Source organism: Roseomonas sp. F4, from assembly GCF_053891155.1.
The window spans coordinates 17,019-40,782 of the sequence record NZ_JBSSHK010000008.1; the positions used below are offsets into that span (position 1 = coordinate 17,019).

The window sequence follows — 23,764 nt, forward strand, 5'->3', positions numbered from 1 at the left end:
GCGCGATGTTCTACGAACCGAAGCACGGCAAGCAGGGGCACGGCCTGCCCTTCGACCCGATCAAGGCCATCGTCGCGCCGCGCCCCATCGGCTGGATCTCCAGCCTGGATGCGGCCGGGCGCCCCAATCTGGCGCCCTACAGCTTCTTCAACCTGGTCAAGGGCGCCCCGCCGATCGTCGTCTTCGGCAGCGAGGGGCTGAAGCACTCCGCCGCCAATGCCTTTGAGACGCGGGAATTCGTCTTCAACCTGGTCACGCGGCCGCTGTTCGACGCCATGAATGCGTCCTCCGCCGCGCTCGCGGCCGGGGAGAATGAGTTCAAGGCGGCGGGGCTGACCATGGCGCCCTGCAACTTCGTCAAGGCGCCGCGCGTCGCCGAAAGCCCGGCCAGCTTCGAATGCAAGGTGTTGCAGGCGATGGAGCTGAACGACCTCGACGGCAATCCGACCGATGGCTTCCTGGTGCTGGGCCAGGTCGTCGGCATCCATATCGACGAACGCTACATCGTCGATGGCCGCTTCGATGCGGTGGCCGCCCAGACCATCGCCCGCTGCGGCTACCGCGACTACAGCCAGGTGACCGAGATGTTCGAGGCGCTGCGGCCGACCGATGGCGGCGCCTTCACGCCGACGACAAGCGACCGGACATGAAGACCGCGATCATCACGGCGGCCGGCCGCGGCATCGGCGCCGCCGTCGCGCGGCGGCTCTCCGCCGATGGTTTCCGGGTTGCGGTCATGTCGCCCTCCGGCAATGCGGAAAAGCTGGCCGCGGAGTTGCCGGATGCGCTGGGCGTCACCGGCTCCGTCACCGAACCCGCCGACCTGCAAAGGCTGGTCGACGGCACGCTGCAGAAATTCGGGCGGATCGACGCGCTGGTGAACAATGCCGGCCATCCGCCCAAGGCGCCGCTGTTCGATTTGACGGATGCGCAGTGGCATGCCGGCTTCGACATGGTGATGCTCTCGGCCATCCGGGCGCTGCGGCTGGTGCTGCCGGGGATGAAGGCGGCGGGCACGGGGGCGGTGGTGAACCTGTCCTCCTATGCGGCGCTGGAGCCGGAATCGGATTTCCCGGCGACCACGCTGCGCGCCGCGCTCGGCGCCTGGACCAAGCTGGCGGCGGATGAGCTGGCACCGGCCGGCATCCGGGTGAACGCCGTGCTGCCGGGCTTCGTCGATAGCCTGCCGGAGAAAGAGGCCCGCCGCGCCCGCATTCCGATGGGGCGCTATGCGCGGGCGGAGGAGATCGCGGCCGCGGTGGCCTGGCTGGTCTCGCCCGAGGCCTCCTATGTGACCGGGCAGAGCCTGCGGGTGGATGGCGGGCTAACGCGGCACGTGTGACCGGGTGCGCGGCTCAGCCGCGCTTCGCCAGCCCCTCCACCGCCGCGGCGTGCCGTTCCAGCACCACGCGGCGCTTCACCTTCATGGTCGGCGTCAGCAGGCCGTTCTCCACCGTGAAGGGCTCGACCATCGTGCTCGCGCGGATGCGCTCGATGTTGGAGAGCTTGCCGTTTACCCGGGCGATCGCGGCCTGCACCTTCTCCGCCGCGCCATCGGCGGGGACCACCAAAGCGACTATCGAGGGGCGGCCCTCGCCGGCGACCACGGCCTGGGCGATCTCGGGTTCCGCCATCAGCAGGCCCTCCAGCTTGGCGGGGCTGACCATGTCGCCGCCGAGGGTCTTGATGAAGTCGCGCTTGCGGTCGGTGATGCGGATATAGCCATCCACCATCTCGCCCACATCGCCGGTGTGCAGCCAGCCATCGATCACCGCGCGGGCGGTGCTCTCCGGGTCGTTCCAATAGCCGTCCATCACCAGGTCGCCGCGCACGCAAAGCTCGCCATCCTCGCCGAAGCGCGTCTGCACCCCCGGTAAAGGCGGGCCGACGGTGGTGCGGCGGTTTTCCCAGGGCGGGTTCACGCTGATGACCGGGCCGGCCTCGGTCTGGCCATAGCCCTGGATCACCGGCAGGCCGAAGGCCAGGAAGAAGCCCGAAAGGTCCGGGTCCAGCCGCGCCCCGCCGGAGACCAGCGCCAGCAGCTTGCCGCCGAAACGCTCCCGGATCTTGGCGCCGACCACACGGTCCAGCACAGCATGCTGGGCGCGCTCAAGCAGTGAAAGCCGCCCGTCGAGCCGCTTCAGCCCCAGGGCCAGGGCGCGGCGAAACAACGTCGCCTTGAAGCCCCCATCCTTCTCCACCTGCGCCTCGATGCGGCCACGCAGTACCTCGAACAGCCGGGGGACGGCGGTGATGACGGTGGGCTGCACTTCCTTCAGCTCGGCCGCCAGCCGGTCGGCGCCGCGGGAATAGACCACCTCCAGCCCCAGCGAGGGCAGCAGGAAGCCGCCCACCGTGTGCTCATAGCTGTGCGACAGCGGCAGGAAGGAGAGGTAGGGCGTGCCATCCAGATGCAGGCGGGTGGCGATGCGGGCCACACCCTCCCGGTTCGCCAGCATGGCGCGATGCGGCAGCATCACCCCCTTGGGCAGGCCCCCGGTGCCGCTGGTATAGACGAGGCAGGCCAGCCGGCCGGGCGGAATTTCCTCCGCCTCCGCCGCCAGCATGTCGACATCGGCCGGGGCCGCCACCGCGGCGGCCCAGTCCAGGCAGCCCTCCGCCGGCTCCAGGCAGATCATCCGCTCCAGCGTCAGCCCGGCCTCGGCAGCCGCCTGCGCCACCCGCTCCGCCAGCTTGGCGGTCGAGACGATGACGGAGGTGGCGCCGCTGTCGCGCAAAATATGCGCGTGGTCGGACACGGTGTTGGTGGTGTAGGTCGGCACGGTGACGGCGCCGATCGACATGATGGCGGTATCGGCGATGGGGAATTCCGGCCGGTTCTCGGACACCAGAAGCACCCGGTCACCCGGCATGACCCCTTCCGCCCGCAGGAAGGCGGCGACGGAGGCCACCTGCTGCGCGAAATCCGCCCAGCTTGTGCGCCGCCAGGCGCCGCCCTGCCAGTGTCGCAGCATGGGCCGGGCACCCCAGCCGCGGGCCAGATCCAGCATCATATGCGGCAGGCTGGTCCAGCCGCCTGGCTTGGCGCTTCGCATTCCCTAGGTCGTCTCCCGGCTCCGGACGGCATGATGCCATGCTCGCCCACCCGGGACCAAATGGGGGCGCCGGGGTGGTGGGGGGAGGGGTATCAGGCGGCGCGCAGTTCCACCATGAAGCGCGAGACCTCCGCGCGCAGCTTCTCCGCCTGACGTGACAATTCGCTGGAGGCGGCGCGCACCTCCCCGGCCGCATGGCCGGTGCGTTCCGCATCCGCATTGACGCCGTTGGCATGGTCGGCGGCGGCGGCGGTGCCGCGGGCGGCTTCCGACACCGCCTGGTTGATCGCCTGCGTCGCCTCCGCCTGCTGGCCGGCGGTCTCGGCCACCTGGCTGGTGGCTTCGCCCACCGCGGCGATGATGCGGGCGATGTCGGAGATCGCGGTCACGGTGCGGCTGGTCTCGGCCTGCATGGCGTTGATCTGGCCGCTGATCTCATCCGTCGCCTTGGCGGTCTGCGCCGCCAGCGCCTTCACCTCGCCGGCGACCACGGCGAAGCCCTTGCCGGCCTCGCCCGCGCGGGCGGCCTCGATGGTGGCGTTCAAGGCGAGAAGGTTGGTCTGGCCGGCGATGGCGGTGATCATCTGCACCACGGCGCCGATCCGGTCGGCGGCGTCCGACAGGCCACGGACGGTGCGATCGGCCTCCTGCGCCGCGCCGGTGGCGGCGCGGGCCTGATCGGCGCCATGGCGGATCTGCTGCGTCACCGCGTTGAAGGACGCCGCGAGTTCCTCCGCCGCGCCGGCCACCGTCTCGACGCTGCCATTGGCGCGGGAAGCCGCATCGGCCACCGCGGCGGCATGGGCGCTGCCATCGGCGGCGATGCCGGCCATGCTGTGGGCGGTCGCATCCAGCTGCGTGGAGGCGGCGGCCACCGCTTCCAGCATATTGCCGGCCTGGTCCTCGAACTGCCGCAGCAGCGCGTCCACCCGTTCAACCCGCGCCAGCCGCTGCGCCTGTTCCCGCGCCCGCGCCTCCGTCTCCGCCACCCGTTCCAGGGAGCCGGCGCGGAGTGTCTCCACCGCCTCCGCCATCTCGCCCAGTTCGTCGCTGCGGCCACGGCCCGGCACGGCGAGGGTCAGGTCGCCGGCGGCGATGCCGCCGACACTGGCGGTCAGCGCGCGGATCGGGCCGACCAGCCGTCGCAGCAGCAGCGCGGCGCCGCCAAGGGCCGCCGCGAAGCAGAGCCCGGCCAGGCCCAGCGCCAGGGCCAGCCCGGTCTGCGCCTCCGTGATGCTGCGGTCGGCGCTGGCCGCCGCCTCATCCAGCGCGGCGTCGCGGAGGGCGAGGATTTCGGCCTGGGCCGGGCGCGACCAGATGCGGAAATCGGCGAAGTTGGTGGTCCAGGCGGTATCCGGCGCGGTCAGGCGCAGGCGGGCGGTTTCCACCTGCTTGCGCCAATGAGGCTCATTGCGCGCCACGAAGCTCTGCTGCTGCCCGGCCAGCGCGGCCTCCAGCGCCGTCGAGGAGGTGCTGGCCGCCAGCAGCCGCCGTACGGAGGTCCAGGCCTGATCCACGCCTGCGGTCAGCGCTTCCGCGGTTTGCACCGCCTGCGGCGTCACCGCCGCGCCGCTGAGCCAGGTCGAGATCAGCGAGTTGCGGCGCCCGGCCTGGTCGCGCATGTCCATGACGGTGGAGGAGGCCTCGATCAGCAGCGCCAGTTCCGGCGCGGTGCGGGCGACATCGCGTGCGGCGGCGGCGGAAACGCCCAGAAGCGTCGCTACCGCGGAATTGCGGGCGGCGGTGCCTGCCGCGGGCAGGGCGGCATCACGCCGGTCCGGCGCCAGCGCCAGCGCCTGGTCCACCCGGCTACGGAAGGTGGCGAGCTGCTCCGCAACCCGGCTCACGGCCGCCGCATCCAGCCCGGCACGGGCGGCGCTTTCAGTGCTGGCCTGCAGCAGCCGGATGGTGGCGGCCGCGTCGCCGGCGACCTGGGCGCGATTCGGATTGGCCTCGCGCAGCACGCTGCTGTAGCCGCCAACCTCCACCGCCACCGCGCTAACCGCGCGTTGCGCATCACTCGCCGCCTGCAAGGCCGCCACCGCCTGGGTGGTGCGCCCCAGATCCCGCGCCGCGCCCGCCGCGAGCCAGAGCGAGGCGGCCAGCCCCGGTATAGCAACCAGGCAGAAGCCCAGGATGAACATGGTGCGGATGCGCATGGAAATTCCCTTGAGCGGTGGCGTCGGGCAGGGATCGCGCCCCTGGCGCGCCGATTTCGGCTGCGTCGGCCCCCAGGATAGCGGCGGAAGATTGCCAAAACCGAACCAGGCGCGTTCGCCCGCGGAGGATTGCTGTGGTGCCGGTTGGCCTCGCGCCCGGCGGGGCTATATGCAGGGGCGTGACCCAGAACAGCGCTCCCAACCCCGCCCCCGATTCGGCGCCCGTCGCCGCCCAGCCGCTTCCGGCCTGGGACCTGTCCGACCTCTATGCGGCGACGGACGATCCGCGGCTGACCGCCGATCTCGACCGCGCCGAAGCGGAGGCCAGGGCCTTCGAGGCCAGCCATGCCGGCCGCCTCGCCAGCCTGTCCGGCGATTCGCTGGCCAATGGCATCGCGACCTATGAGCGGATCGAGGAGGTGCTGGGCCGCGCCATGTCCTATGCCCAGCTCGTCTTCTCCGGCGATGCGCAATCGGCGGAGAACGGCCGCTTCTACCAGACCGTGCAGGAACGGGTGACGGCGATCAGCAGCCACCTGCTGTTCCTGACGCTGGAGATCAACCGGCTGGAGGATGCGGCGCTGGCGCCGAAGCTGCGCGAATCCGCCGCGCTGCGTCGCTGGCAGCCCTGGCTGCGTGACCTGCGCGTGTTCCGCCCGCACCAGCTCTCGGATGAGCTGGAAAAGCTGCTGCATGAGAAGGAGGTGACCGGCCGTTCCGCCTGGAACCGCCTGTTCGACGAAACCATCGCCGGCATGCGGGTGATGGTGGGCGGGGAGGAACTGACCGTCTCCGCCGCGCTGAACAATCTCTCCTCCAGCGACCGGGCGGCGCGCGCCGCCGCGGCGAAGGGGGTCTCGGCGGCCTTCGGCGAGCGGGTGCGGCTGTTCTCCCTGATCACCAATACCTTGGCCAAGGACAAGGAGATCATCGACGGCTGGCGCCACTACAAGCGCCCGACCTCCTCCCGCAACCGGGCCAATATGGTTGAGGATGAGGTGGTGGATGCGCTGGTTTCCGCCGTCTGGACCAGCCTGCCGCGGCTTTCCCACCGCTATTACGCGATGAAGGCGAAGTGGCTGGGGCTGGAGAAGCTGCAGCATTGGGACCGCAACGCCCCGCTGCCGGATGACACGGACACCACCATCCCCTGGCCGGATGCCGTGGCCCGCGTGCGTGCCGCCTATGGCGCCTTCAGCCCGGAGCTGGAGCGCATCGCCGCGCCCTTCTTCGACAAGCCCTGGATTGACGCGGCGCTACGCCCCGGCAAGGCCAGCGGCGCCTTCGCCCACCCGACGGTGCCCTCCGCCCACCCCTATCTGCTGCTGAACTATCACGGCAAGGCGCGGGACGTGATGACGCTGGCGCATGAGCTGGGGCATGGCGTGCATCAGGTGCTGGCGGCGCAGCAGGGCTATCTGATGTCCTCCACGCCGCTGACCCTGGCCGAGACCGCCAGTGTCTTTGGCGAGATGCTGACCTTCCGGGCCGTGCTGGATGCCGAGACCGACCCGAAGAAGCGGCGCATGCTGCTGGCCGGCAAGGTGGAGGACATGCTCAACACCGTCGTCCGCCAGATCGCCTTCTATCGCTTCGAGACGCTGCTGCATGACGAGCGCCGCAAGGGTGAGCTTTCGCATGAGCGGATCGGCGAGATCTGGATGCGGATTCAGACCGAGAGCCTCGGCCCGGCCTTCGACTTCACGCCCGACTATAGCGTGTACTGGGCCTATATCCCGCACTTCGTGCACACGCCCTTCTACGTCTATGCCTATGCCTTCGGGGATTGCCTGGTGAATGCGCTCTATGGCGTGTTCCGGGACGGGCATCCGCGCTTCCAGGAGAAGTACCTGGAGATGCTGCGCGCCGGCGGCACCAAGCGGCACCAGGAATTGCTGGCGCCCTTCGGCCTCGACGCCTCCGACCCGGCCTTCTGGAACAAGGGGCTGGACGTGATTTCAGGCTTTATCGACGAGTTGGAAAAGGCCACCTGAACCCATGGCCGAGGATCAGAAGGGCTCCACCCTGTTTGGCGAGATGCGCCGCATGGTCCGCACCTCCGGCGCCGTCGGCGGCATCGCCGCGCGGGTGGCCGGGGAACGCTTCCTCGGCCTGAAGACGGACAAGGCCGCGCATGCGGAGGGTCTGAAGCAGATCCTGGGCGGGCTGAAGGGTCCGCTGATGAAGGTGGCGCAGTTCCTGTCCACGGTGCCGGATGCGCTGCCGGAGGAATACGCCCAGGAACTGGCGACGCTGCAGTCCAACGCCCCGCCGATGGGGTGGGCCTTCGTGCGCCGCCGCATGCAGGGCGAGCTGGGCCCCGCCTGGCAATCCCGCTTCACCTCCTTCACGCAGGAGGCGGTGGCCGCCGCGAGCCTCGGCCAGGTGCATCGCGGCACCCTGCCGGATGGGCGGGAGGTGGCCTGCAAGCTGCAATATCCGGACATGCCCAGCATCGTCGAAGCCGATCTGCGGCAGTTGAAGATGGCGCTGAGCCTGTACCAGCGCATGGACAGCACCCTCGACAATGCCGAGGCCTATACTGAGCTCTCCGCCCGGCTGCGGGAGGAGCTGGATTACGAGCGTGAGGCCAGCCACATGCGCCTCTACGGCGCGATCCTGGCCGGCACCCCCGGCGTCACCGTGCCGACCGCGGTGCCGGAGCTGACCACCAAGCGCCTGTTGACCATGAGCTGGCTGGAAGGTCGCCCCATTCTCCGCCGGCTGGAGGAAGACCCGCCGGAGGAGGAGCGCAATGCCTATGCCCGCGCCCTGTTCCGCGCCTGGTACGTGCCGTTCTACCGCTACGGCGTGATCCATGGCGACCCGCATCTGGGCAACTACCAAGTACGCCCGGATGCCGAGGTGGGCTTTGGCGTGAACCTGCTGGATTTCGGTGTTATCCGCATCTTCCCGGCCAGCTTCGTCACCGGCGTGGTGATGCTGTATGAGGCGGTGCGCGACGACGACCGCGAGAAGGCGGCCCATGCCTATGGCATCTGGGGCTTCCGCAACCTCTCCAAGGAAACGATGGAGGTGCTCAACCTCTGGGCGCGCTTCCTGTATGAGCCGCTGGTCGAGGACAAGGTGCGCCCCATCACCCCCTCCGACGATCCGAGCTATGGGCGGAAGATCGCGCAGACGGTGCATCAGGGGCTGAAGCGGACCGGTGGGGTGAAGATCCCCCGCGAATTCCCGCTGATGGACCGCGCCGCGATCGGCCTCGGCAGCGTCTTCTTCCGCCTGAAGGCCCAGGCCAATTGGCACCGGCTGTTCATGGAACTGGTCGAGGACTTCACCGAGGAAGCGGTGGCGGAACGCCAGCGTGCGGCCGTGCTGGCGGCCGGGGTGCCGGACAGCCTGGTGGGCTGACCCACCGCGGACCTCCCGAATGGTTGACCCGGATCGCGCTCTGCCGCAAAGGTCCGGGTAAATCAACGGAGGAGTCCGCCGCCATGCGCCGCCGCCACCTGCTTGCCGCCGCCCTCGCCACGCCCGCATTGCCGCGTCTCGCCGCGGCCCAGGCGGCGGTCACCATGCGGCTGTCGCATCAGTTTCCGCCCTCCCACCACAATGCCCGGGTGATCGCCGCCTTCGCCGAGGATGTGAAGGCGCGCAGCAATGGCCAGGTGGATGTGCAGGTCTTCCCGGCGGAACAGCTTGCCAAGGCCGGCGAGAATTTTCCGGGCGTGGCGCGCGGGGCCTTTGAGGCCGCGGCGGCCGTGAATTTCCAGTGGGGCACCACTATCCCGGAGATGAACGCGCCGACGCTGCCCTATCTGTTCACCGATATCGCCCGCATCCGCCGCTTCCCAGGCAGTGACGCCGCGAAGTTCCTGGAAGGGCTGCTCGAGCGCCGGGCCGTGCGCAACCTGATGTGGCTCTACACCACGCGGCAGAGCATCTTCACCTCCAACCGCAAGCCCATCATCAACCTGGCCGACTTCCAGGGCCTGAAGATCCGCGGGCTGAACGCGCTGACCGACCATGCGCTGTCCGCCGTCGGCGCCGCGCCTTCCGCCATGCCGGGGCCGGAAGTGTCCCAGGCCTTGCAGTCCGGCGTGCTGGATGCCGGGCTGACCGACATCTCCGCCGCCGTGTCGCGCCGCTACTACGAGATCCAGAAGTTCGGCACCGTCGCGCCGTACTTCTCCGTCATGAGCCATGTCTATGTGAATCCGCGCTGGTGGAACGGGCTGAACGCCACCCATCGCACCGCTATCGAGGCCGCCGCCCGCAAGGCGGAACAGGACCAGATGCAGATCACGGAAGACACCGCGACGGCCGCGCTGGTCACACTGCGCGAACGCGGCATGACGGTGCATGAGCAGACGCCTGCCGAGACCGCGACCTGGCAGGCGGCGATGCAGCCGCCCGTCATCACCGCCTTCAACCGCATGGCGCCGGAGGGCGGCCCGCGCGCCGTCGAGCTGCTGCGCGCGATCCCCGCCGCCTGATGCGCGGGCTGGAGCGCGCCGTCGCGCTGGTGGCGCGCTTCGCCGGTGCCTTGGGTGGGGTGCTGACCGTGCTTTGCGTGGTGCTGGTCGGCTATGCGGTGGGCATGCGCTACCTGCTCGGCCAGCCGGTGCCCTGGACCGATAAGGTGGCGGGCTGGCTGGTGGTGGGCGTGGTGATGCTGGCCTCCGCCGAGGCGCAGCGCCGCTTCGAGCACATCGGCGTGGATATCGCTCGCAAGCGCGTCGGCCCAAGGCTGGCGCGGGTGGTGCATCTGGTGGGCACGCTCTCCGTCGTCGCGGTTGCCGCGGTGCTGCTGGATGCGGGGATCGAGATGGTCTCCTTCAGCCGCATGGTCGGCATGATGACGGATCTGGAAGGTGTCCCGGCCTGGTGGGTGCAGGCGCTGCTGCCGGTGGGCGCCGCCTTGCTGATGCTGGTCGCCACCTGCCAGTCCCTTCTGCTGCTGCTGGGGCATGATCCGGCCTATCTGCCGGACGACAAGGACGAGATCCCGCGCGACTCGCTCGCCCAGGCCGAGTAACCCCACGGAGTACGAGGCGCGTGACCTTCTTTCTGCTGCTCGGCGCGCTGATCGCCCTGCTCTGGCTCGGCATGCCGATGTTCGCGGCGCTGTTCGTGCTGCCGCTGGCCGTGCTGTTCCTGGTCGAGGGCGCCGTGCCGGCCCTGGGCGAGATGGTGATCGGCAAGCTCGATGGCTATCTGCTGGTCGCCATCCCGCTGTTCATGCTGATGGCGCATGTGATGGTGCGCGGGAAGGTGGTGGACGACCTCTACAACGCCGCCTTCGCCCTGCTGCGCAATGTGCGCGGCGGCGTCGGCATCGCCACGGTCGCCGCCTGCACCATCTTCGCCGCGATCAGCGGCAGCTCCGTCGCCACGGCGCTGACCATCGGCAAGATCGCGATCCCGCAGATGCTGCGCTACGGCATGTCCCGCAAGGGCGCCTTCGGTGTGGTGGCGGGCGGTGGCACGCTCGGCATCCTGATCCCGCCCTCCGCGCCCATGGTGCTCTATGCCTATGTGACCGAGACCTCGGTCGCGGCGCTGTTCCTGGCGGGGCTGATCCCCGGCCTGCTGATGGCGGTGATGTTCGCCGTCTATTGCTTCATCACCGAGGGCCGCGCAGTGGTGCCCAAGGATGAGCCACCGTCGGAATCGGTGCATCTGGCCCTGGCCCGGGCGGGCTGGTCGCTGTCGCTGCCGATCTTCGTGCTGGGCGGCATCTATCTCGGCGTCTTCACCGCCACCGAGGCAGCCGGCACCGGCACGCTCTATGCCTTGTTCATTGCCGCGCTGATCTACCGGACGCTGAGCTGGCGCGACATGGTGCATGGGGTGCAGGAGGCGACGCGCACCTCCGCCATGCTGCTGCTGATCATCGCCGGCGCGGCGATCTATGGCTACATGCTGACGAAGCTGCGCATTCCGCAGGAGCTGACACAGCTGGTGGGCGATCTTGGCCTGGGCCGCACCGGCTTCCTGATCGCGATGATGGTGTTGCTGTTCATCCTCGGTCTGGTGCTGGAGAGCTTCTCCATCATCCTGCTGACCATGCCGGCCATTCTGCCGCTGCTCGACACACTCGGCATCGACAAGGTCTGGTACGGCATTCTGCTGACGCTCAGCCTGGAGATGGCGCTGATCTCGCCGCCGGTGGCGCTGAACCTGGTGGTCATCAAGGCGATCACGGGCGCGCCGCTGGATGAGGTGAACCGCTCGATCCTGCCCTATATGCTGATGCTGGCCTTCGGCACGCTGATGCTGATCGCCTTCCCGGACATCGCGCTGTGGCTGCCGCGCGTATCGGGCTATGGCGGGTAGACTTAGGCTACGCAGCGCCGCCCCGGGGGAAGGCGGCGCCGCGCGACCCGCCGCTGAAGGCGGCGGGCATATGCTTTGTCAGGCCGCGACGGCTTGGACGCCCCCCGCCATCGCATCCTCGGCGTCCAGCGTCGCGGCGGTGGCATGCACCACGGCGGCGATGCGCACGGCGGCCTGCACCTGTTCCTTGCTCAGCCCGCCATGCAGCACGATCTTCTCGTGGCTTTCCATGCACATGCCGCAGCCATTGATGGCGGAGACGGCGAGCGACCACAGCTCGAAATCCACCTTCTCCACGCCCGGCTTGGCCATGACGTTCATGCGCAGCTTCGCCGGCATGGTCGCGTAGTCGCCGCCCACCAGGTGGGTGAAACGGTAATAGACGTTGTTCATGCCCATGATCGCGGCGGCGGCCTTGGCGGCGGTCAGCGCCTCCGGCGAAAGCTGCGGGCCGAATTCGGCGATCATCGCGGCGGTCAGCTCGGCATTGCGGCTGGCGATGGCGGAGGCGACGAAGGTGCCGGCGCGCTGCTGCTGGTTCAGCACCGGCTCCGCGGCCAGGGAGCCGAGGTTTAGCTTCAGGTCCTTGGCGTATTCGGGCAGCCGGCCACGGATGGATTCGAGGGACATGGGGAGGGACCTCATCAAAGGGGGGCACCACGGCCGCCGAAGGCGGGGCAGGGGCAGGAGGGATTCAAAAGGGGGGCCAAAGCCCCCCTCTCACGCTCTGGGGCGACCCAGACAGCGTCGCACCCCGGGGCACTCGCCCCGGGACCTACGGCTGGATCAGGCCGCCTTCTCGAACAGCGCCTGCGGGTTCAGGACGTCCTTGCCCTTCTCCCAGTTGCAGGGGCACAGCTCGTCGGTCTGCAACGCGTCGAGCACGCGCAGCACTTCCTGCGGGTTGCGGCCGACGTTCAGGCCGTTCACGGCGGCCCACTGGATCGTGCCCTCCGGGTCCACGATGAAGGTCGCGCGCAGCGGCACGCCCTCATTCTTGTCGAGGATGCCGAGCGCCTCGGAAAGCTCGCGCTTGGTGTCGGCGAGCATCGGGATCTCGAGGTTGCGGATATCCTCGTTGTAGACGCGCCAGTTCAGGTGCACGAACTCGCTGTCGGTCGAGGCGCCGTAGAGCACGGTGTCACGGTCGGAGAATTCGGTGTTCAGCTTGCCGAAGGCGGCGATCTCGGTCGGGCAGATGAAGGTGAAGTCCTTCGGCCAGAAGAACACGACCTTCCACTTGCCAGCGTCGGTAGTCTCCGTGATCTCGGTGAAGGACTTGCCCGGGCCCATCAGGCCCTCCTTGCCGCCCTTGACGGCGGTGAGCTTGAAGGCCGGGAACTTGTCGCCAACGGTCAGCATGCGGTTCTCTCCTGGGGAGGTTTCGCGGATCTCGTCACGGCCTACGCCGCCACGGGGCTCATATGGCGCAGTGCAGCATGATGTGCCAATGAATAGTTTTCCAGCTTTTCATCGGTTCTGTCGATCATGCTCCTCCCCAGTCCGCAACAGCTCCGCTACCTGGTGGCGCTGGCAGACCACGGCCATTTCGGCCGTGCGGCGGCGGCCTGCGCGGTCACCCAATCGACGCTTTCGGCCGGCTTGATCGCGCTGGAACGGCAATTGGCCGCGGCGCTGCTGGAACGCGGCACGGCGGTGAAGCGGCCGGTCTTCACGCCGCTGGGCCTGGAGCTGGTGGCCCGCGCGCGCACGGCGCTGTCGGCGCTGGAGGCGGTGGCGGAGACGGCAGCCACGGCGCGGGACCCGCTTTCGGGTCCGCTGCGCCTGGGCGTCATCCCCACCATCGGTCCCTTCCTGCTGCCCCGCCTGATGCCGGCCCTGCGCCAGGCCTATCCCCGCCTGCGCCTATGGCTGCGGGAGGATCTGACCGATCGGCTGGTGGCGGGGCTGGAGTCCGGGAAGCTGGACCTGCTGCTGCTGGCCCTGCCCGCGGCCGGCACGATGGAGACCCTGCCCCTGGCGGAGGATGAATTCCGCGTCGCCCTGCCGCGCGGCCACCACCTGGCCAGTCGCGAGGCGGTGCCGGTCTCGGCCCTGTCCGGTGAGCGGCTGCTGCTGCTGGAGGACGGCCACTGCCTGCGCGGCCATGCCGAGGCCGCCTGCGGCCTGCCCCGCGGTCTGTCCGCCATCGCCGAGGAGGGATTTTCCGCCACCAGCCTGCACACCCTTGTGCAGATGGTCGCCGGCGGGCTCGGCATCACCCTGCTGCCGCAGCTGGCCATCAGCGGCGGAGTGCTGGGCGACGCCCCGGTCGAGGTCCGCCGGCTGGAGGGGGCGGCTGCCCCCGGCCGCATGCTGGCCCTGGCCTGGCGCCCCCGCAGCCCCCGCGCCGCTGAATTCGCGGGCCTGGCGCCAACGGTGGCGGCGGCGCTGGCGTGAAGCGCGGGGGACATTCCGCCGGGACGCTGGCCGGGGTATAGTCGGCGTGCCGGCGGCAAGGATGGGTGGCCGAGTGGTTTAAGGCAGCGGTCTTGAAAACCGCCGTGGGTTCACGCCCACCGTGGGTTCGAATCCCACCCTATCCGCCAGCCTCGGCCAGCACCCCCCGCTCACACCCGCCGCACGTTGATCGGCAGCGCCATGCCCTTCTGCGGTGTCGAAATGTCCTTCCGCCAGGCGCTGTCGACGAAATACTGGCCGAGCGGGATGAAGGGCACGTCCTGCCAGAACTGCGCCTGCAAACGGCGGGCAATGCCCTTCTGGGCGTCGAGGTCCGGCGCTTCCAGCCATTCGTCGCGCAGCGCCTCCAGCGCCGGGCTGGTGGGCCAGCCGAACCAGGCCTGGCGGCCATTGGCGCGCAGCAGCGGGTGAACGCCGGGATTCGCCAGATCGACGCCGCCGAACAGCACGATCAGCGCATTCCAGCCGCCCTGGCCCGGCGGTTCCATCCGGCCGCGCCGCTGCAACACCGTGCCCCAGTCGCTGGTGGCGCTTTCGGCGTTGAGGCCGGAGCGTTTCAGCGCATCGGTCAGCACCGTGGTCATGGTGTTGTTGTTCACCACGTCGGTGGGGTGCAGCACCGTCACCGGCTGGTTGGCATATCCGGCTTCCCGCAGCGCCGCACGTGCCGCGTCGAAGCTGCGCGGGCTGGTCAAGGCGGTGATGCCCTCGTCATTGGCCAGGGGCGAGGATCGCGGGAAGGGGCCCATGCCGTCCGCCCAAAGCGCCCGGTCGGTGCCCATGATGGAGGCCATGAAATCGGCCTGGTTGATCGAATGCAGCAGCGCGCGCCGCACCCGCACATCGTCGAAGGGCGGGTGCAGGTGGTTGAAGCGGAGGTTCGCCATCAACCCGCCGAAATCCACCCGATCCACCGTGATGTCGCGGTTGCGCGCCAGCACTGGGCGCAGGTCCGGCGCCACCTGCTCATACCAGTCGATCTCGCCGGCCTGGATGGCGGCCGCCGCGGTGCCGGCATCCGGCATGACGTTGAACACCACCCGCTCGAAATGCGCGATCTTGGCACCGCCCAGCAGGCTCGGCGGGTTCGGATTCGGCACGTATTCGGCGAATTTCTGATAGACCACCCGGGCACCGGACAGGCGCTCGCTGGCGACGAAGCGATAGGGGCCGCTGCCGACCACCTCGGTGAAGGGGCGCGTCGGGTCCACCGTGGCGAAGCGCTCAGGGAAGATGAAGCAGGGGTAGGAGGAGGGCTTGCCCAGGGCCTCCAGCATCGGGCCGAACTTCTGCGTCAGGCGGATCTCGAAGCGGCGCTCATCCAGCGCGGTCATGCTTTCCGTGCGGGCGCGCAGCGTCTGGCCCAGCGTGTCCCGTGCCGACCAGCGGGCGATGGAGGCGATGGCATCCTGCGCGCGGATCGGCTCCAGGTCATGGAACTTGATCCCCGGGCGCAGGGTGAAGACCCAGCGCAGCCCGTCATCCTCCACCACATGCCCCTCGCACAGCTGCGGGCGCATGACGAAGTTGGTGTCGGGGCCGTAGAGCGTGTCCCAGCACATATGGCCGTGGTTGCGCACGCCGTAGCTGGTGGTGTTCAGCGGGTCGAGCGTCGTGACATCCGCCTGCGGAATGAAGCGCAGGGTGTGCGCGGCCGTGCCCTGGGTCAAAGCGGGTGCGGGCAGGCCGAATTTGAGGGTCCCGGCGGCGGCCAGTCCGGCCATCAGGCTGCGGCGATACATGGGTCTCTCCGGCAAGGAAGTTGTGCCGCCAGCATGGGGCTGGCTGCGACCGGGACGCAACTGGCCTTGAACAGCCCGGCCGGCGCGGCCAGATGGGCGCTCAGGTCCGGGCCCCTCTGGCGCAGCCGCGCGATGTCGGACCTCCCATCGCGGAGGTTGCAGCGCATGACCACCATCGACCCCGGCCAGGGTCCTGGCCAATGATCGGCGATCTGATCGCCTGGTTCGTCCTGGCCTTCCTCGTGAACCCCCTGACCGCGGAGGTGCAGTCCCGCCTGGCGGAGGCCAATGCCCCGCCGGCGGTGGTGGCCCAGGTGGCGGTCTGCGGCGCCTCGGCCGCGCCGGCGCTGCTGCGGCGCGCCACGGAGGACCCCTGGTGGGCGATCCGGACGGGCATCGGCAGCTGGATCGGCACGGTGCAGCCCGACGCCGTGCTGGCGGAGGCGGCGCCCGGCTGCGGGCCGGCGATGCAGGCGGCGCGGCCCTATCTGCTGCGAAGCTGAGCAGTTGGCGGCCCGCAGCCGCCAAAACCTGTCCCCGACCCGGTTGCAAGCCGGGCGAAGCGGCGCGCATGATCCGCGCCGCAGACATAATGGGGAGGCCCTCGATGGCCATGATGATTCCGCGCCGCAGCGCGCTGCTGCTGGGCGCCGCCGCGCTTTCCGCACCCTTCGTGCGCACGGCCCAGGCGCAACAGACCTTTGAATGGGTTGCCGGCTCCGTTGGCGGCGGCTGGTACACCATGGCCGCCGGCCTTTCCTCCCTGATCGGGGAGGAGAACCCGAATATCCGCATCCGTGTGGTGCCCGGCGGTGGGCTGGCGAATTCCACCCGCGTGAACAACGGCCAGTCGCAGCTCGGCTGGGGCATCGATGCCTTCACCGCCGCGGCCGCGCGGGGCGAGGAGCCCTATACCGCCAAGCATGAGCGCCTGCGCAGCCTCGGCACCGGCTACAGCCCGACCGAGCACAACCTGGTCCGCGCCGTCGGCACCGGGCCGGAGGGGATGCGGGAGATCCTGACCCAGCGCGGGCTGAAGATCGCATGCCCGCAGCGGTCGTCGACCGACGAAATGACGCTGCAGCGCATCCTGCGCTTCCTTGGCACCAGCCCGGACAAGATCCGCAGCGACGGCGGCCGCTACCTAAACGGCAGCTACGCCGATATCGCCGCCGCCTATGCCGATGGCCAGGTGGACTACCTGTACTGCGCGCTGGCCAAGCCCGCCGCGATCCTCACCGAGATCGGCCAGGGCCGCCGCGCCTCCCAGCTCGTCGGCTTCCCGGACGATGTCCGCAAGCACCTGGCGGATACCTACGCCTATGCCGAGGGCACGCTGCCGGCGGCCACCTATCCGCAGCTGCAGTCGCGCGACCTGATGGTGACCACTATGGACAGCGTGATCCTGGCGCATGAGACGGTGCCGGATGATGTCGCCTATGGCATCACCAAGACCCTCATCAAGAACCGCGGCACGCGCCTGACGCAGATCCATGCCTCCATGGGCGCCTTCGATCCGGCGGTGGCCTGGAAGTACAATGGCGTTCCCTTGCACCCCGGCGCGGCGCGGGCCTTCCGCGAAGCCGGCGTGATGCCGGCCTGATCGGTGGCGGGGCCGGCGCAGAAGCATGCGTGAACTCGCCGGCCCACTGAAGTGGGTCTGTTGGGCCTGGGCCGCCGCGGCTGCGGCGGTCCACCTGTATTTCGGCGGCACGGGGTTCCCCGAGCCGATTCAGATGCGCGGCTTTCACCTGCTGGTGTTCACGCCGCTGCTGTTCCTGCTGTACCCGGCCTTTGCCAAATCCTCGCCAAAGGACCGGCCCTCGATCCTTGACTGGATCTGGGCCGTCGCCTCCGCTTTGCCGCATGCCTGGGTGATGTGGAACTGGATGGCGGTCGCCGACCGCATGGAATATGTCGACCCCTTCACCACGCCGATGATGGTGCTGGGCATCATCGCTATCGTGACGCTGTTGGAAGCGACGCGCCGTGCGGTGGAACCTGGCCTCGCCTGGATGGTGCTGGGCTGCCTCGCCTATATGCAGTGGGGCTATCTGCTGCCCGGCGTTCTGAATGCCCGGCCCTTCACCCTGGCGGAGATTGTTGAATCCGCCTGGCTGGTGCCGACCGCGGGCGGCATCTACGGGCCGCTGACCGGGATCGTCGCCACCACCATCGCCGTCTTCATCCTGTTCGGCAGCTTCATGCAGGCCAGTGGCACGGGGCGGCTGTTCTCCAACCTCGGCGCGGCGCTCGCCGGGCGCTACACCGGCGGGCCGGCCAAGGTCGCGGTCATCACCTCGGGCCTGTTCGGCACGATGAGCGGCTCCTCCGTCTCCAATGTCATCACCACCGGCGCCATGACCATCCCGCTGATGATCAAGGTCGGCTACAAGCGCAGCGTCGCGGGCGGTATCGAAAGCGCCGCCAGCGTGGGCGGCGCGCTGATGCCCCCCGTGATGGGGGCGGCCGCCTTCGTCATGGCCGAGATCACCAACATCCCCTATGGCGAGATCCTGATCGCCGCCGCCATCGGCGCGGTGCTGTATTATTTCGCCATTCTCGCCGCCGTGCATTTCGAGGCGAAGAAGCTCGGCCTGACCGCCATGCCGCTGAAGGACATCCCGGCCTGGCGGGAGGTTCTGGCCGATGTGCATCTGGTGCTGCCCATCGTCGTGCTGGTCTGGCTGATGACCGAACGCTGGTCCGGCAATTTCGCCGCCTTCTGCGCCACGGTCGCCATGGTGCTGACGGCGATGATCATCCAGCGCACGCGCATGTCGCCACGCCAGATCGTGGAAGCGTTGGCCCAGGCGGGGCTGACCATGGCACCGCTGGCGGTTTCCATCGCCGGGGCGGGCATCGTCGTCTCCGCACTGACGGCAACCGGCATGGTCGTGGCCTTCGGCGGCATCATCAAGGGGCTGGCCGGGGGCAACCTGGCCTTGCTGCTGGTGCTGCTGGCGACCACGGTCCTGGTGCTCGGCCTCGGCGTGCCGACGACGCCCAGCTACATCATCGCCGCCGCCATCGGCGTGCCGCAGGTGCTGGAACTGGGCGCACCGCTGGGCGTGGACATGCTGGCGGCGCATCTGTTCATTTTCTACTTCGCAGTCATCGCGGATGCGACGCCACCCGTTGCCGCCGCCGCCTTCGCCGCCGCGGCCATCGCCAAATCCAGCCCTACCATCACCAGCATCCATGCCACCCGCTTCGGCATCGCCGGCTTCACCGTGGGTTTCGCCTTCATCTATGACCCGGCGATCATGTTCCGTGGTTCGGCGCTGGACATCTTCCTCGCCACCTCGATCCAGGTCGGGGCGCTGACGCTGATCACGGCCTCCTATGCCGGCTATCTGATGGCACCGACCGGAGTGGCGATCCGGATCGGCATGGCAGTGGCCGGATTGGTCGCGGCCTTCGGTCATGTGTTCGATGACACGACTCGATTCCTGCTGGCTTTCGGCGTGCTTGGCGCCGTGGCGGCATGGCAAATGGCGACGGCACGAACCGCGCGCCGCATGGAGGAACACCAAAGATGATGACCAGGACCTTCGCCGCGGCGGGCTTGCTGCTGTCGCTCGCGCTGCCCGCGCTGGCGCAGAGCGTGGCGGCGCCGGGACCGACGCTGCAGGCGGTGCGCGCCCGTGGCACGGTGTTGTGCGGCGGCCATCCCGGTGCGCCTGGCCTGGGTGTGATGGACAGCCGCGGCGTCTATACCGGCCTCGATGCCGATACCTGCCGTGCCGTCGCCGCCGCCGTGCTCGGGGATGCCGGCACCGCGCGCTGGACCATCCTCAACTCCGCCTCCCGCATGACGGCGCTGCAATCGGGCCAGATCGACCTGCTGCCGCGCAGCACCACCTGGACGCAGAGCCGCGACACCGCCAATGGCCTGAACTTCACCGCCGTGAACTTCTACGACGGCCAGGGCTTCCTGGTGCGTCGCAGCCTGGGCGTGACGCGCGGCACGCAGCTGGACGGCGCCAGCTTCTGCGTCACCTCCGGCACCACCAGTGAGCTGAACCTGGCCGACTGGGCACGCTCCAACAACATCCGCGTCCGCCCCGTCGTCTTCGAGCAGAATGACGAGACGCGCATCGCCTACCAGTCCAACCGCTGCGACGTCTTCACCACCGACGCCTCGCAGCTGGCCGGTGCGCGTTCGGCCATGCAGAATCCGCGCGACCACGTGATCCTGCCCGATCGCATCTCGAAGGAGCCGTTGGCCGTCGCCGTGCGGCAGGGCGATGACCAGTGGTTCGATATCGTCCGCTGGACGATCTACGCGCTGATCGAGGCGGAGGAACTCGGCATCACCCAGGCCAATCTGGACGAGATGCTCTCCAGCCCGCGCCCCGATGTGCGCCGCCTGCTGGGCGTCACCGGCGACCACGGCCCCTTCATGGGGCTCGATCGCCGCTGGGCCTACAACGCCATCAAGGCGGTGGGCAATTACGGCGAGATCTTCGCCCGCCACCTGGGCGAGAACACGCCGATCGGCCTCGACCGCGGGCAGAACGACCTCTGGACCCGTGGTGGCCTGATGTACGCGCCGCCGATCCGCTAACCCCGGCGCATGCCGGTGGGGTAGAGCCGGCCATCCGGCTCCGCCCGCATCGCCTCCAGCACGAAGCCGCGCGGCATCTCGACCAGCTCGTGCAGCGGCGCGGCGTCCCGCGCCGCGTCCCAGGCGGCGGCCAGCGGACGGCCCTCGCAGCCCTCCGTGCCCAGACCCAGCAGGTGCAGCACGGTGGGGGCGATGTCGGTCAGGTCGGCCGGCGCCTGCGCCACCGCGCCACGCCGGAACGGGCCGCCCTGCATCACCAGCACCGTCGCCAGCTCCGCCCGGTGCAGCCCGCCATGCATGCCGCCACCCTCCGGCACATCCGGTGCATCGAAGGGCGCATGGCCCGGCAGGCCCCATTCATCGGCCTCCGCGGAACCGGCAAAGGTCGCCACAAGATCGGCGCTGCGACGATGCCCGCTGCCCAGCACCGACAGCGCCATGGCCTGGCCCGCCGGCAGAATCCCCGGATCGCGCGCCAGCAGCGGCCCCGCCCAGCTCTGCGTCGCCAGGAAATCCGCCACTTGCGGCGCCAACGCCTGATCCCGGAACCAGAGGCCCGGCGCGGCCGCCGGCGCCACCACCACATCCACATCCGGCGCCATGCCGGTGCCCGCCCGGAAGCCCGCGCGCCGCAGCTCCGCCGCCAGCGACAACTTGCCGCGCCCGGTCACATGGCCATGGTCGGACAGCACCACGATGCCGATCTCCGCCGCATCCGGCTGCGCATCCCGCCAGGCCACCACCTGGCCCACCACGGCATCCGCCGCCGTCAGCCCAGCCTTCGCCTCAGGCGACAACAACCCGCCCCAGTGAAAGGCGATATCCGGCTCCGACAGCCACAGCAGCGCCACGTCGGGTTTCAGCTTCGTCAGCACATGCTCCAGCAGCACCCGCCCCGCATGCGCCACGCGCCCGAGATTCGGCACGGCATGGGCCGGAGTCTCGCCCAGCGCCTCCCGCACCTCCGCCGCCGTCGCGCCTTCGGTATCCTCGACATTCCAGCGAAAACTGCCCAGCCGCTCCGCCGCCGGATGCAGCAGCCGCGCCGCCCCCGCCGTGCCCGCGCTGACCAGCGCAAAACTGCGCCCGGCCGCCGCCAGCCTCTCCCCCAGGCTCAACCGCTCCAGCGGGCTCTCCGCCCCCTTCGCCATGGCCAGCACATCCGCCACCAGCTTCGTCCGCAACAGCCGATCCGGTGCCACCCCCGCATCAAACAAGGTATTGGCCACCATCCCATGCCCACCCGGACGGCACCCGGTGATCAAGGAGGGCGTCGCCACCCGCGTCTCACTCGGAAACACACTCCGCGCATTCCCAAACCGCGTCCCCGCCGCGACCAACCCTGCCAAATGCGGCGTTGCGGTCGCCGACACCATGTCCGGCCTCAACCCATCCAAGGCCACCAGCACGAAACGCGACATCGACACGGACTCCTATGGTTGAGGAAGGTGGTGCGGGTGATTGCAGGGGGACGCTGTCCCCCTGCACCCCCTGCCAAAGGGACAGTGGTCCCTTTGGGATCCCGGTAAGGGGTAGGCGAGAGGAGGGGCAGGAAGCTACCGCTTGTCCCAACGCGCCCGCTGCGCCCCTCCTCTCGCCTACCCCTCATCCATGGGTTCGAAGGGGCCACTGCCCCTTCGCGGGAGGGGTGCGGGGAGGGCAGCGCCCCCCCTGCAAGCAACCAGCGCCCACCCTCCTCACCGCAGGGTCGGGTCGAGGCGGTCGCGGAGCCAGTCGCCGAGGAGGGAGACGGACAGGGTGGTCAGGATGATGGTGAAGGCGGGGGCGAGCAGGATCCAGGGGGCGCGGGTCAGGTATTCGCGGCCGTAGCCGACCATGGAGCCGAGGGAGGTGGCGGGGGGTTGCACGCCGAGGCCGAGGAAGGAGAGGCCGGATTCCAGCAGGATGATTTCCGGGAAGGCGAGGGTCATGGAGACGATGAGGGTGGAGGCGATGTTGGGCAGCACGTGGCGGCCGTAGATCCGCCAGGGGGAGGCGCCGAGCTGGCGCACGGCGGCAGCGTAGCCCTGGCCGTTGGCTGAGATCGCCAGGCCGCGGGCGATGCGGGCGTAGCGTTCCCAGGCGTGGAAGCCGAGCAGACAGATGAACAGCAGCATGGAGTTGCCGAAGAAAGCGAGGACCGACAGCGCCAGGATCAGGAAGGGCAGGCTGGCGGAGAAGTCGACCAGCGCGAGCACCACCTGTTCCACGAAGCCGCGGAAGTGCGCGGCGAGGAAGCCGAGGGTGGTTCCGACGACGGCGCCGATAATGGTGGCGCCGAAGGCGATCAGCAGGCTCATGCGGATCGAGTAGATCAGGCGGGCCAGCACGTCGCGGCCGAGCTCGTCGGTACCGAGCGGGTGCAGCCAGGTGCCGCCCATGCCGATAGGGGGCGAGAGGCGGTTGCGCAGGTCGAGCGCCGTGTAGGCGTAGGGGCTGATGACATCGGCCAGCAGCGCGGTGGCCAGCATGGCGGCCAGCCACAGCAGGCCGAAGATCACCATCGGCGGCGGCAGCGGCCGCGCCTTGCGGGGCGCCGTGGTGGGAAGGGCGATGGGGGCGGTGATATCGGACATGGTTCAGGCCGCCGCGCGCTTGGGTTGGTTGCGAAGCCGGGGGTCGAGCAGGCCGTAGAGCAGGTCCACCACAAGATTGGCGGTGACCATGGTGGCCGCGACCAGCAGCAGGATGCATTGCACGACGGCGAGGTCGCGGTTGGCGACGGCGACGACGAGCAGGCGCCCGACGCCGGGCCAGGAGAAGACGCTTTCGACGACGACGGCGCCGGCGATCAGGCTGCCGACCATGAAGCCCACGATGGTGACGGTGGGGATGGCGGCGTTGGGCAGCGCATGGCCCCAGACCACGGCGCGCCACGGCACGCCCTTGGCGGAGGCGGTACGGATATAGGGCTGGCCGAGCACTTCCAGCATGGCGCTGCGGGTGAAGCGCGCCAGCACGGCGGCGCCGCCGACGCCCATGGTGATGATGGGCAGGATGGCGTGACGCCAGCTTTCCTGCCCGCCGGAGGGCAGCCAGCCGAGCTGAACGGCGAAGACCAGCACCAGCAACAGGCCCAGCACGAAGGACGGCACGGTGAAGCCGGCGACGGCCAGCAGCATCACGGCGCGGTCGATGAAGGAATTGCGGTGCAGCGCGGCGGTGATGCCGGCCGGGATGCCGAGACCGAGCTTGATGATCAGCGCCGGGATGGTGAGAGCGAGGGTGGCCGGAATGCGCTCCGTCACCAGCACGATGGCATCGCGCCCGTCGCGCATGGAGCGGCCCAGGTCGCCCTGCACGATGGCGCCGAAGTAGTGGAAATATTGCAGCCAGACGGGTTGATCGAGACCCCAGGCGGTACGGAAGGCGTCAACCGCCTCTGGCGGTGCGTCGGCGCCCATGATGATCTGCGCGGGGTCGCCGGAAAGGCGCAGCACGATGAAGGCGAAGGTCACCACCATGATGATGGTGACGGCGGCGCGCAGCAGGCGGCTGGCGAAAAATCGCATCATG

At 69.4% G+C, this 23,764-nt stretch carries 20 protein-coding genes and 1 tRNA gene; 13 read left to right on the forward strand and 8 right to left on the reverse strand.

Annotated elements, in window-relative coordinates; translation table 11 throughout:
- Positions 1–5 precede the first annotated feature (5 nt).
- Positions 6–650: a flavin reductase family protein gene (locus tag ACVFYP_RS26860; RefSeq protein WP_499203255.1), complete on the forward strand. Its 645-nt coding sequence runs from the start codon at positions 6–8 to the stop codon at positions 648–650.
- Positions 647–1,342 carry an SDR family oxidoreductase gene (locus ACVFYP_RS26865; RefSeq protein WP_499203256.1) on the forward strand — a complete coding sequence of 232 codons (696 nt, stop codon included), beginning with the start codon at positions 647–649 and terminating at the stop codon, positions 1,340–1,342. Before ACVFYP_RS26860 ends, ACVFYP_RS26865 begins: the two co-directional genes overlap by 4 nt.
- 13 nt (positions 1,343–1,355) lie before the next feature.
- Here the strand turns inward: ACVFYP_RS26865 and ACVFYP_RS26870 are convergent, their stop codons facing one another.
- Both ACVFYP_RS26870 and ACVFYP_RS26875 read right to left on the reverse strand, forming a co-directional pair.
- Positions 1,356–3,056 (reverse strand): AMP-dependent synthetase/ligase, encoded by a 1,701-nt coding sequence (locus ACVFYP_RS26870; protein ID WP_499203257.1) that lies wholly within the window; start codon positions 3,054–3,056, stop codon positions 1,356–1,358.
- Between the two features lie 92 nt (positions 3,057–3,148).
- On the reverse strand, positions 3,149–5,215 hold the full coding sequence (locus tag ACVFYP_RS26875; protein WP_499203258.1) for a methyl-accepting chemotaxis protein: 2,067 nt from the start codon (positions 5,213–5,215) through the stop codon (positions 3,149–3,151).
- 179 nt (positions 5,216–5,394) lie between these two features.
- Here ACVFYP_RS26875 and ACVFYP_RS26880 point away from each other — a divergent pair, with 179 nt between their 5' ends.
- From ACVFYP_RS26880 to ACVFYP_RS26900, 5 genes are all read left to right on the forward strand, one after another.
- On the forward strand, positions 5,395–7,209 hold the full coding sequence (locus tag ACVFYP_RS26880; RefSeq protein ID WP_499203259.1) for a M3 family oligoendopeptidase: 1,815 nt from the start codon (positions 5,395–5,397) through the stop codon (positions 7,207–7,209).
- 4 nt (positions 7,210–7,213) lie between these two features.
- Complete coding sequence (locus tag ACVFYP_RS26885; RefSeq protein WP_499203260.1) at positions 7,214–8,587, forward strand: ABC1 kinase family protein; 1,374 nt, start codon at positions 7,214–7,216, stop codon at positions 8,585–8,587.
- Positions 8,588–8,670: 83 nt separating this feature from the next.
- Positions 8,671–9,672, forward strand: a complete 1,002-nt coding sequence (dctP, locus tag ACVFYP_RS26890) for a TRAP transporter substrate-binding protein DctP (protein ID WP_499203261.1) — start codon at positions 8,671–8,673, stop codon at positions 9,670–9,672.
- Positions 9,672–10,214 (forward strand): TRAP transporter small permease, encoded by a 543-nt coding sequence (locus ACVFYP_RS26895; protein WP_499203262.1) that lies wholly within the window; start codon positions 9,672–9,674, stop codon positions 10,212–10,214. The genes dctP and ACVFYP_RS26895 overlap by 1 nt, the downstream gene beginning before the upstream one ends.
- Before the next feature lie 20 nt (positions 10,215–10,234).
- Complete coding sequence (locus tag ACVFYP_RS26900) at positions 10,235–11,515, forward strand: TRAP transporter large permease (protein ID WP_499203263.1); 1,281 nt, start codon at positions 10,235–10,237, stop codon at positions 11,513–11,515.
- A gap of 78 nt (positions 11,516–11,593) precedes the next feature.
- On the opposite strand, the gene ahpD is transcribed toward ACVFYP_RS26900, so the two are convergent.
- Both ahpD and ACVFYP_RS26910 read right to left on the reverse strand, forming a co-directional pair.
- Positions 11,594–12,145 (reverse strand): alkylhydroperoxidase, AhpD family, encoded by a 552-nt coding sequence (ahpD, locus tag ACVFYP_RS26905; RefSeq protein WP_499203264.1) that lies wholly within the window; start codon positions 12,143–12,145, stop codon positions 11,594–11,596.
- A gap of 156 nt (positions 12,146–12,301) precedes the next feature.
- Positions 12,302–12,877: a peroxiredoxin gene (locus tag ACVFYP_RS26910; RefSeq protein ID WP_499203265.1), complete on the reverse strand. Its 576-nt coding sequence runs from the start codon at positions 12,875–12,877 to the stop codon at positions 12,302–12,304.
- Between the two features lie 123 nt (positions 12,878–13,000).
- Between ACVFYP_RS26910 and ACVFYP_RS26915 the strand changes: the two genes are divergently transcribed.
- Both ACVFYP_RS26915 and ACVFYP_RS26920 read left to right on the forward strand, forming a co-directional pair.
- Complete coding sequence (locus ACVFYP_RS26915; RefSeq protein WP_499203313.1) at positions 13,001–13,915, forward strand: hydrogen peroxide-inducible genes activator; 915 nt, start codon at positions 13,001–13,003, stop codon at positions 13,913–13,915.
- Between the two features lie 59 nt (positions 13,916–13,974).
- A tRNA-Ser gene (locus ACVFYP_RS26920) sits at positions 13,975–14,064 on the forward strand.
- Positions 14,065–14,085: 21 nt separating this feature from the next.
- Here ACVFYP_RS26920 and ACVFYP_RS26925 read toward each other — a convergent pair.
- Positions 14,086–15,678, reverse strand: coding sequence for an ABC transporter substrate-binding protein (locus ACVFYP_RS26925; protein ID WP_499203266.1), 1,593 nt, complete (start codon positions 15,676–15,678; stop codon positions 14,086–14,088).
- Positions 15,679–15,878: 200 nt separating this feature from the next.
- On the opposite strand from ACVFYP_RS26925, the gene ACVFYP_RS26930 reads away from it, so the two are divergent.
- The 4 genes from ACVFYP_RS26930 to ACVFYP_RS26945 all read left to right on the forward strand — a co-directional run bounded on the left by ACVFYP_RS26930 (position 15,879) and on the right by ACVFYP_RS26945 (position 20,248).
- On the forward strand, positions 15,879–16,181 hold the full coding sequence (locus ACVFYP_RS26930; RefSeq protein ID WP_499203267.1) for a hypothetical protein: 303 nt from the start codon (positions 15,879–15,881) through the stop codon (positions 16,179–16,181).
- Positions 16,182–16,285: 104 nt separating this feature from the next.
- The gene (locus ACVFYP_RS26935; protein ID WP_499203268.1) at positions 16,286–17,281 is read left to right on the forward strand and encodes a TAXI family TRAP transporter solute-binding subunit; all 996 of its coding nucleotides are present in this window, start codon (positions 16,286–16,288) and stop codon (positions 17,279–17,281) included.
- A 25-nt stretch (positions 17,282–17,306) separates the two neighbouring features.
- Positions 17,307–19,220: a TRAP transporter permease gene (locus ACVFYP_RS26940; RefSeq protein ID WP_499203269.1), complete on the forward strand. Its 1,914-nt coding sequence runs from the start codon at positions 17,307–17,309 to the stop codon at positions 19,218–19,220.
- On the forward strand, positions 19,217–20,248 hold the full coding sequence (locus tag ACVFYP_RS26945; protein WP_499203270.1) for an amino acid ABC transporter substrate-binding protein: 1,032 nt from the start codon (positions 19,217–19,219) through the stop codon (positions 20,246–20,248). Before ACVFYP_RS26940 ends, ACVFYP_RS26945 begins: the two co-directional genes overlap by 4 nt.
- Here ACVFYP_RS26945 and ACVFYP_RS26950 read toward each other — a convergent pair.
- The 3 genes from ACVFYP_RS26950 to ACVFYP_RS26960 form a co-directional block, all read right to left on the reverse strand.
- Positions 20,245–21,669 (reverse strand): alkaline phosphatase family protein, encoded by a 1,425-nt coding sequence (locus tag ACVFYP_RS26950; RefSeq protein ID WP_499203271.1) that lies wholly within the window; start codon positions 21,667–21,669, stop codon positions 20,245–20,247. The two genes, ACVFYP_RS26945 and ACVFYP_RS26950, sit on opposite strands and share 4 nt — an antisense overlap.
- A 276-nt stretch (positions 21,670–21,945) precedes the next feature.
- A complete protein-coding gene (locus ACVFYP_RS26955) occupies positions 21,946–22,824 on the reverse strand; it encodes an ABC transporter permease (protein ID WP_499203272.1) in 879 nt (292 codons plus the stop codon).
- A 3-nt stretch (positions 22,825–22,827) separates the two neighbouring features.
- Positions 22,828–23,763, reverse strand: coding sequence for an ABC transporter permease (locus ACVFYP_RS26960; RefSeq protein ID WP_499203273.1), 936 nt, complete (start codon positions 23,761–23,763; stop codon positions 22,828–22,830).
- Between the last annotated feature and the right edge of the window lies 1 nt (position 23,764).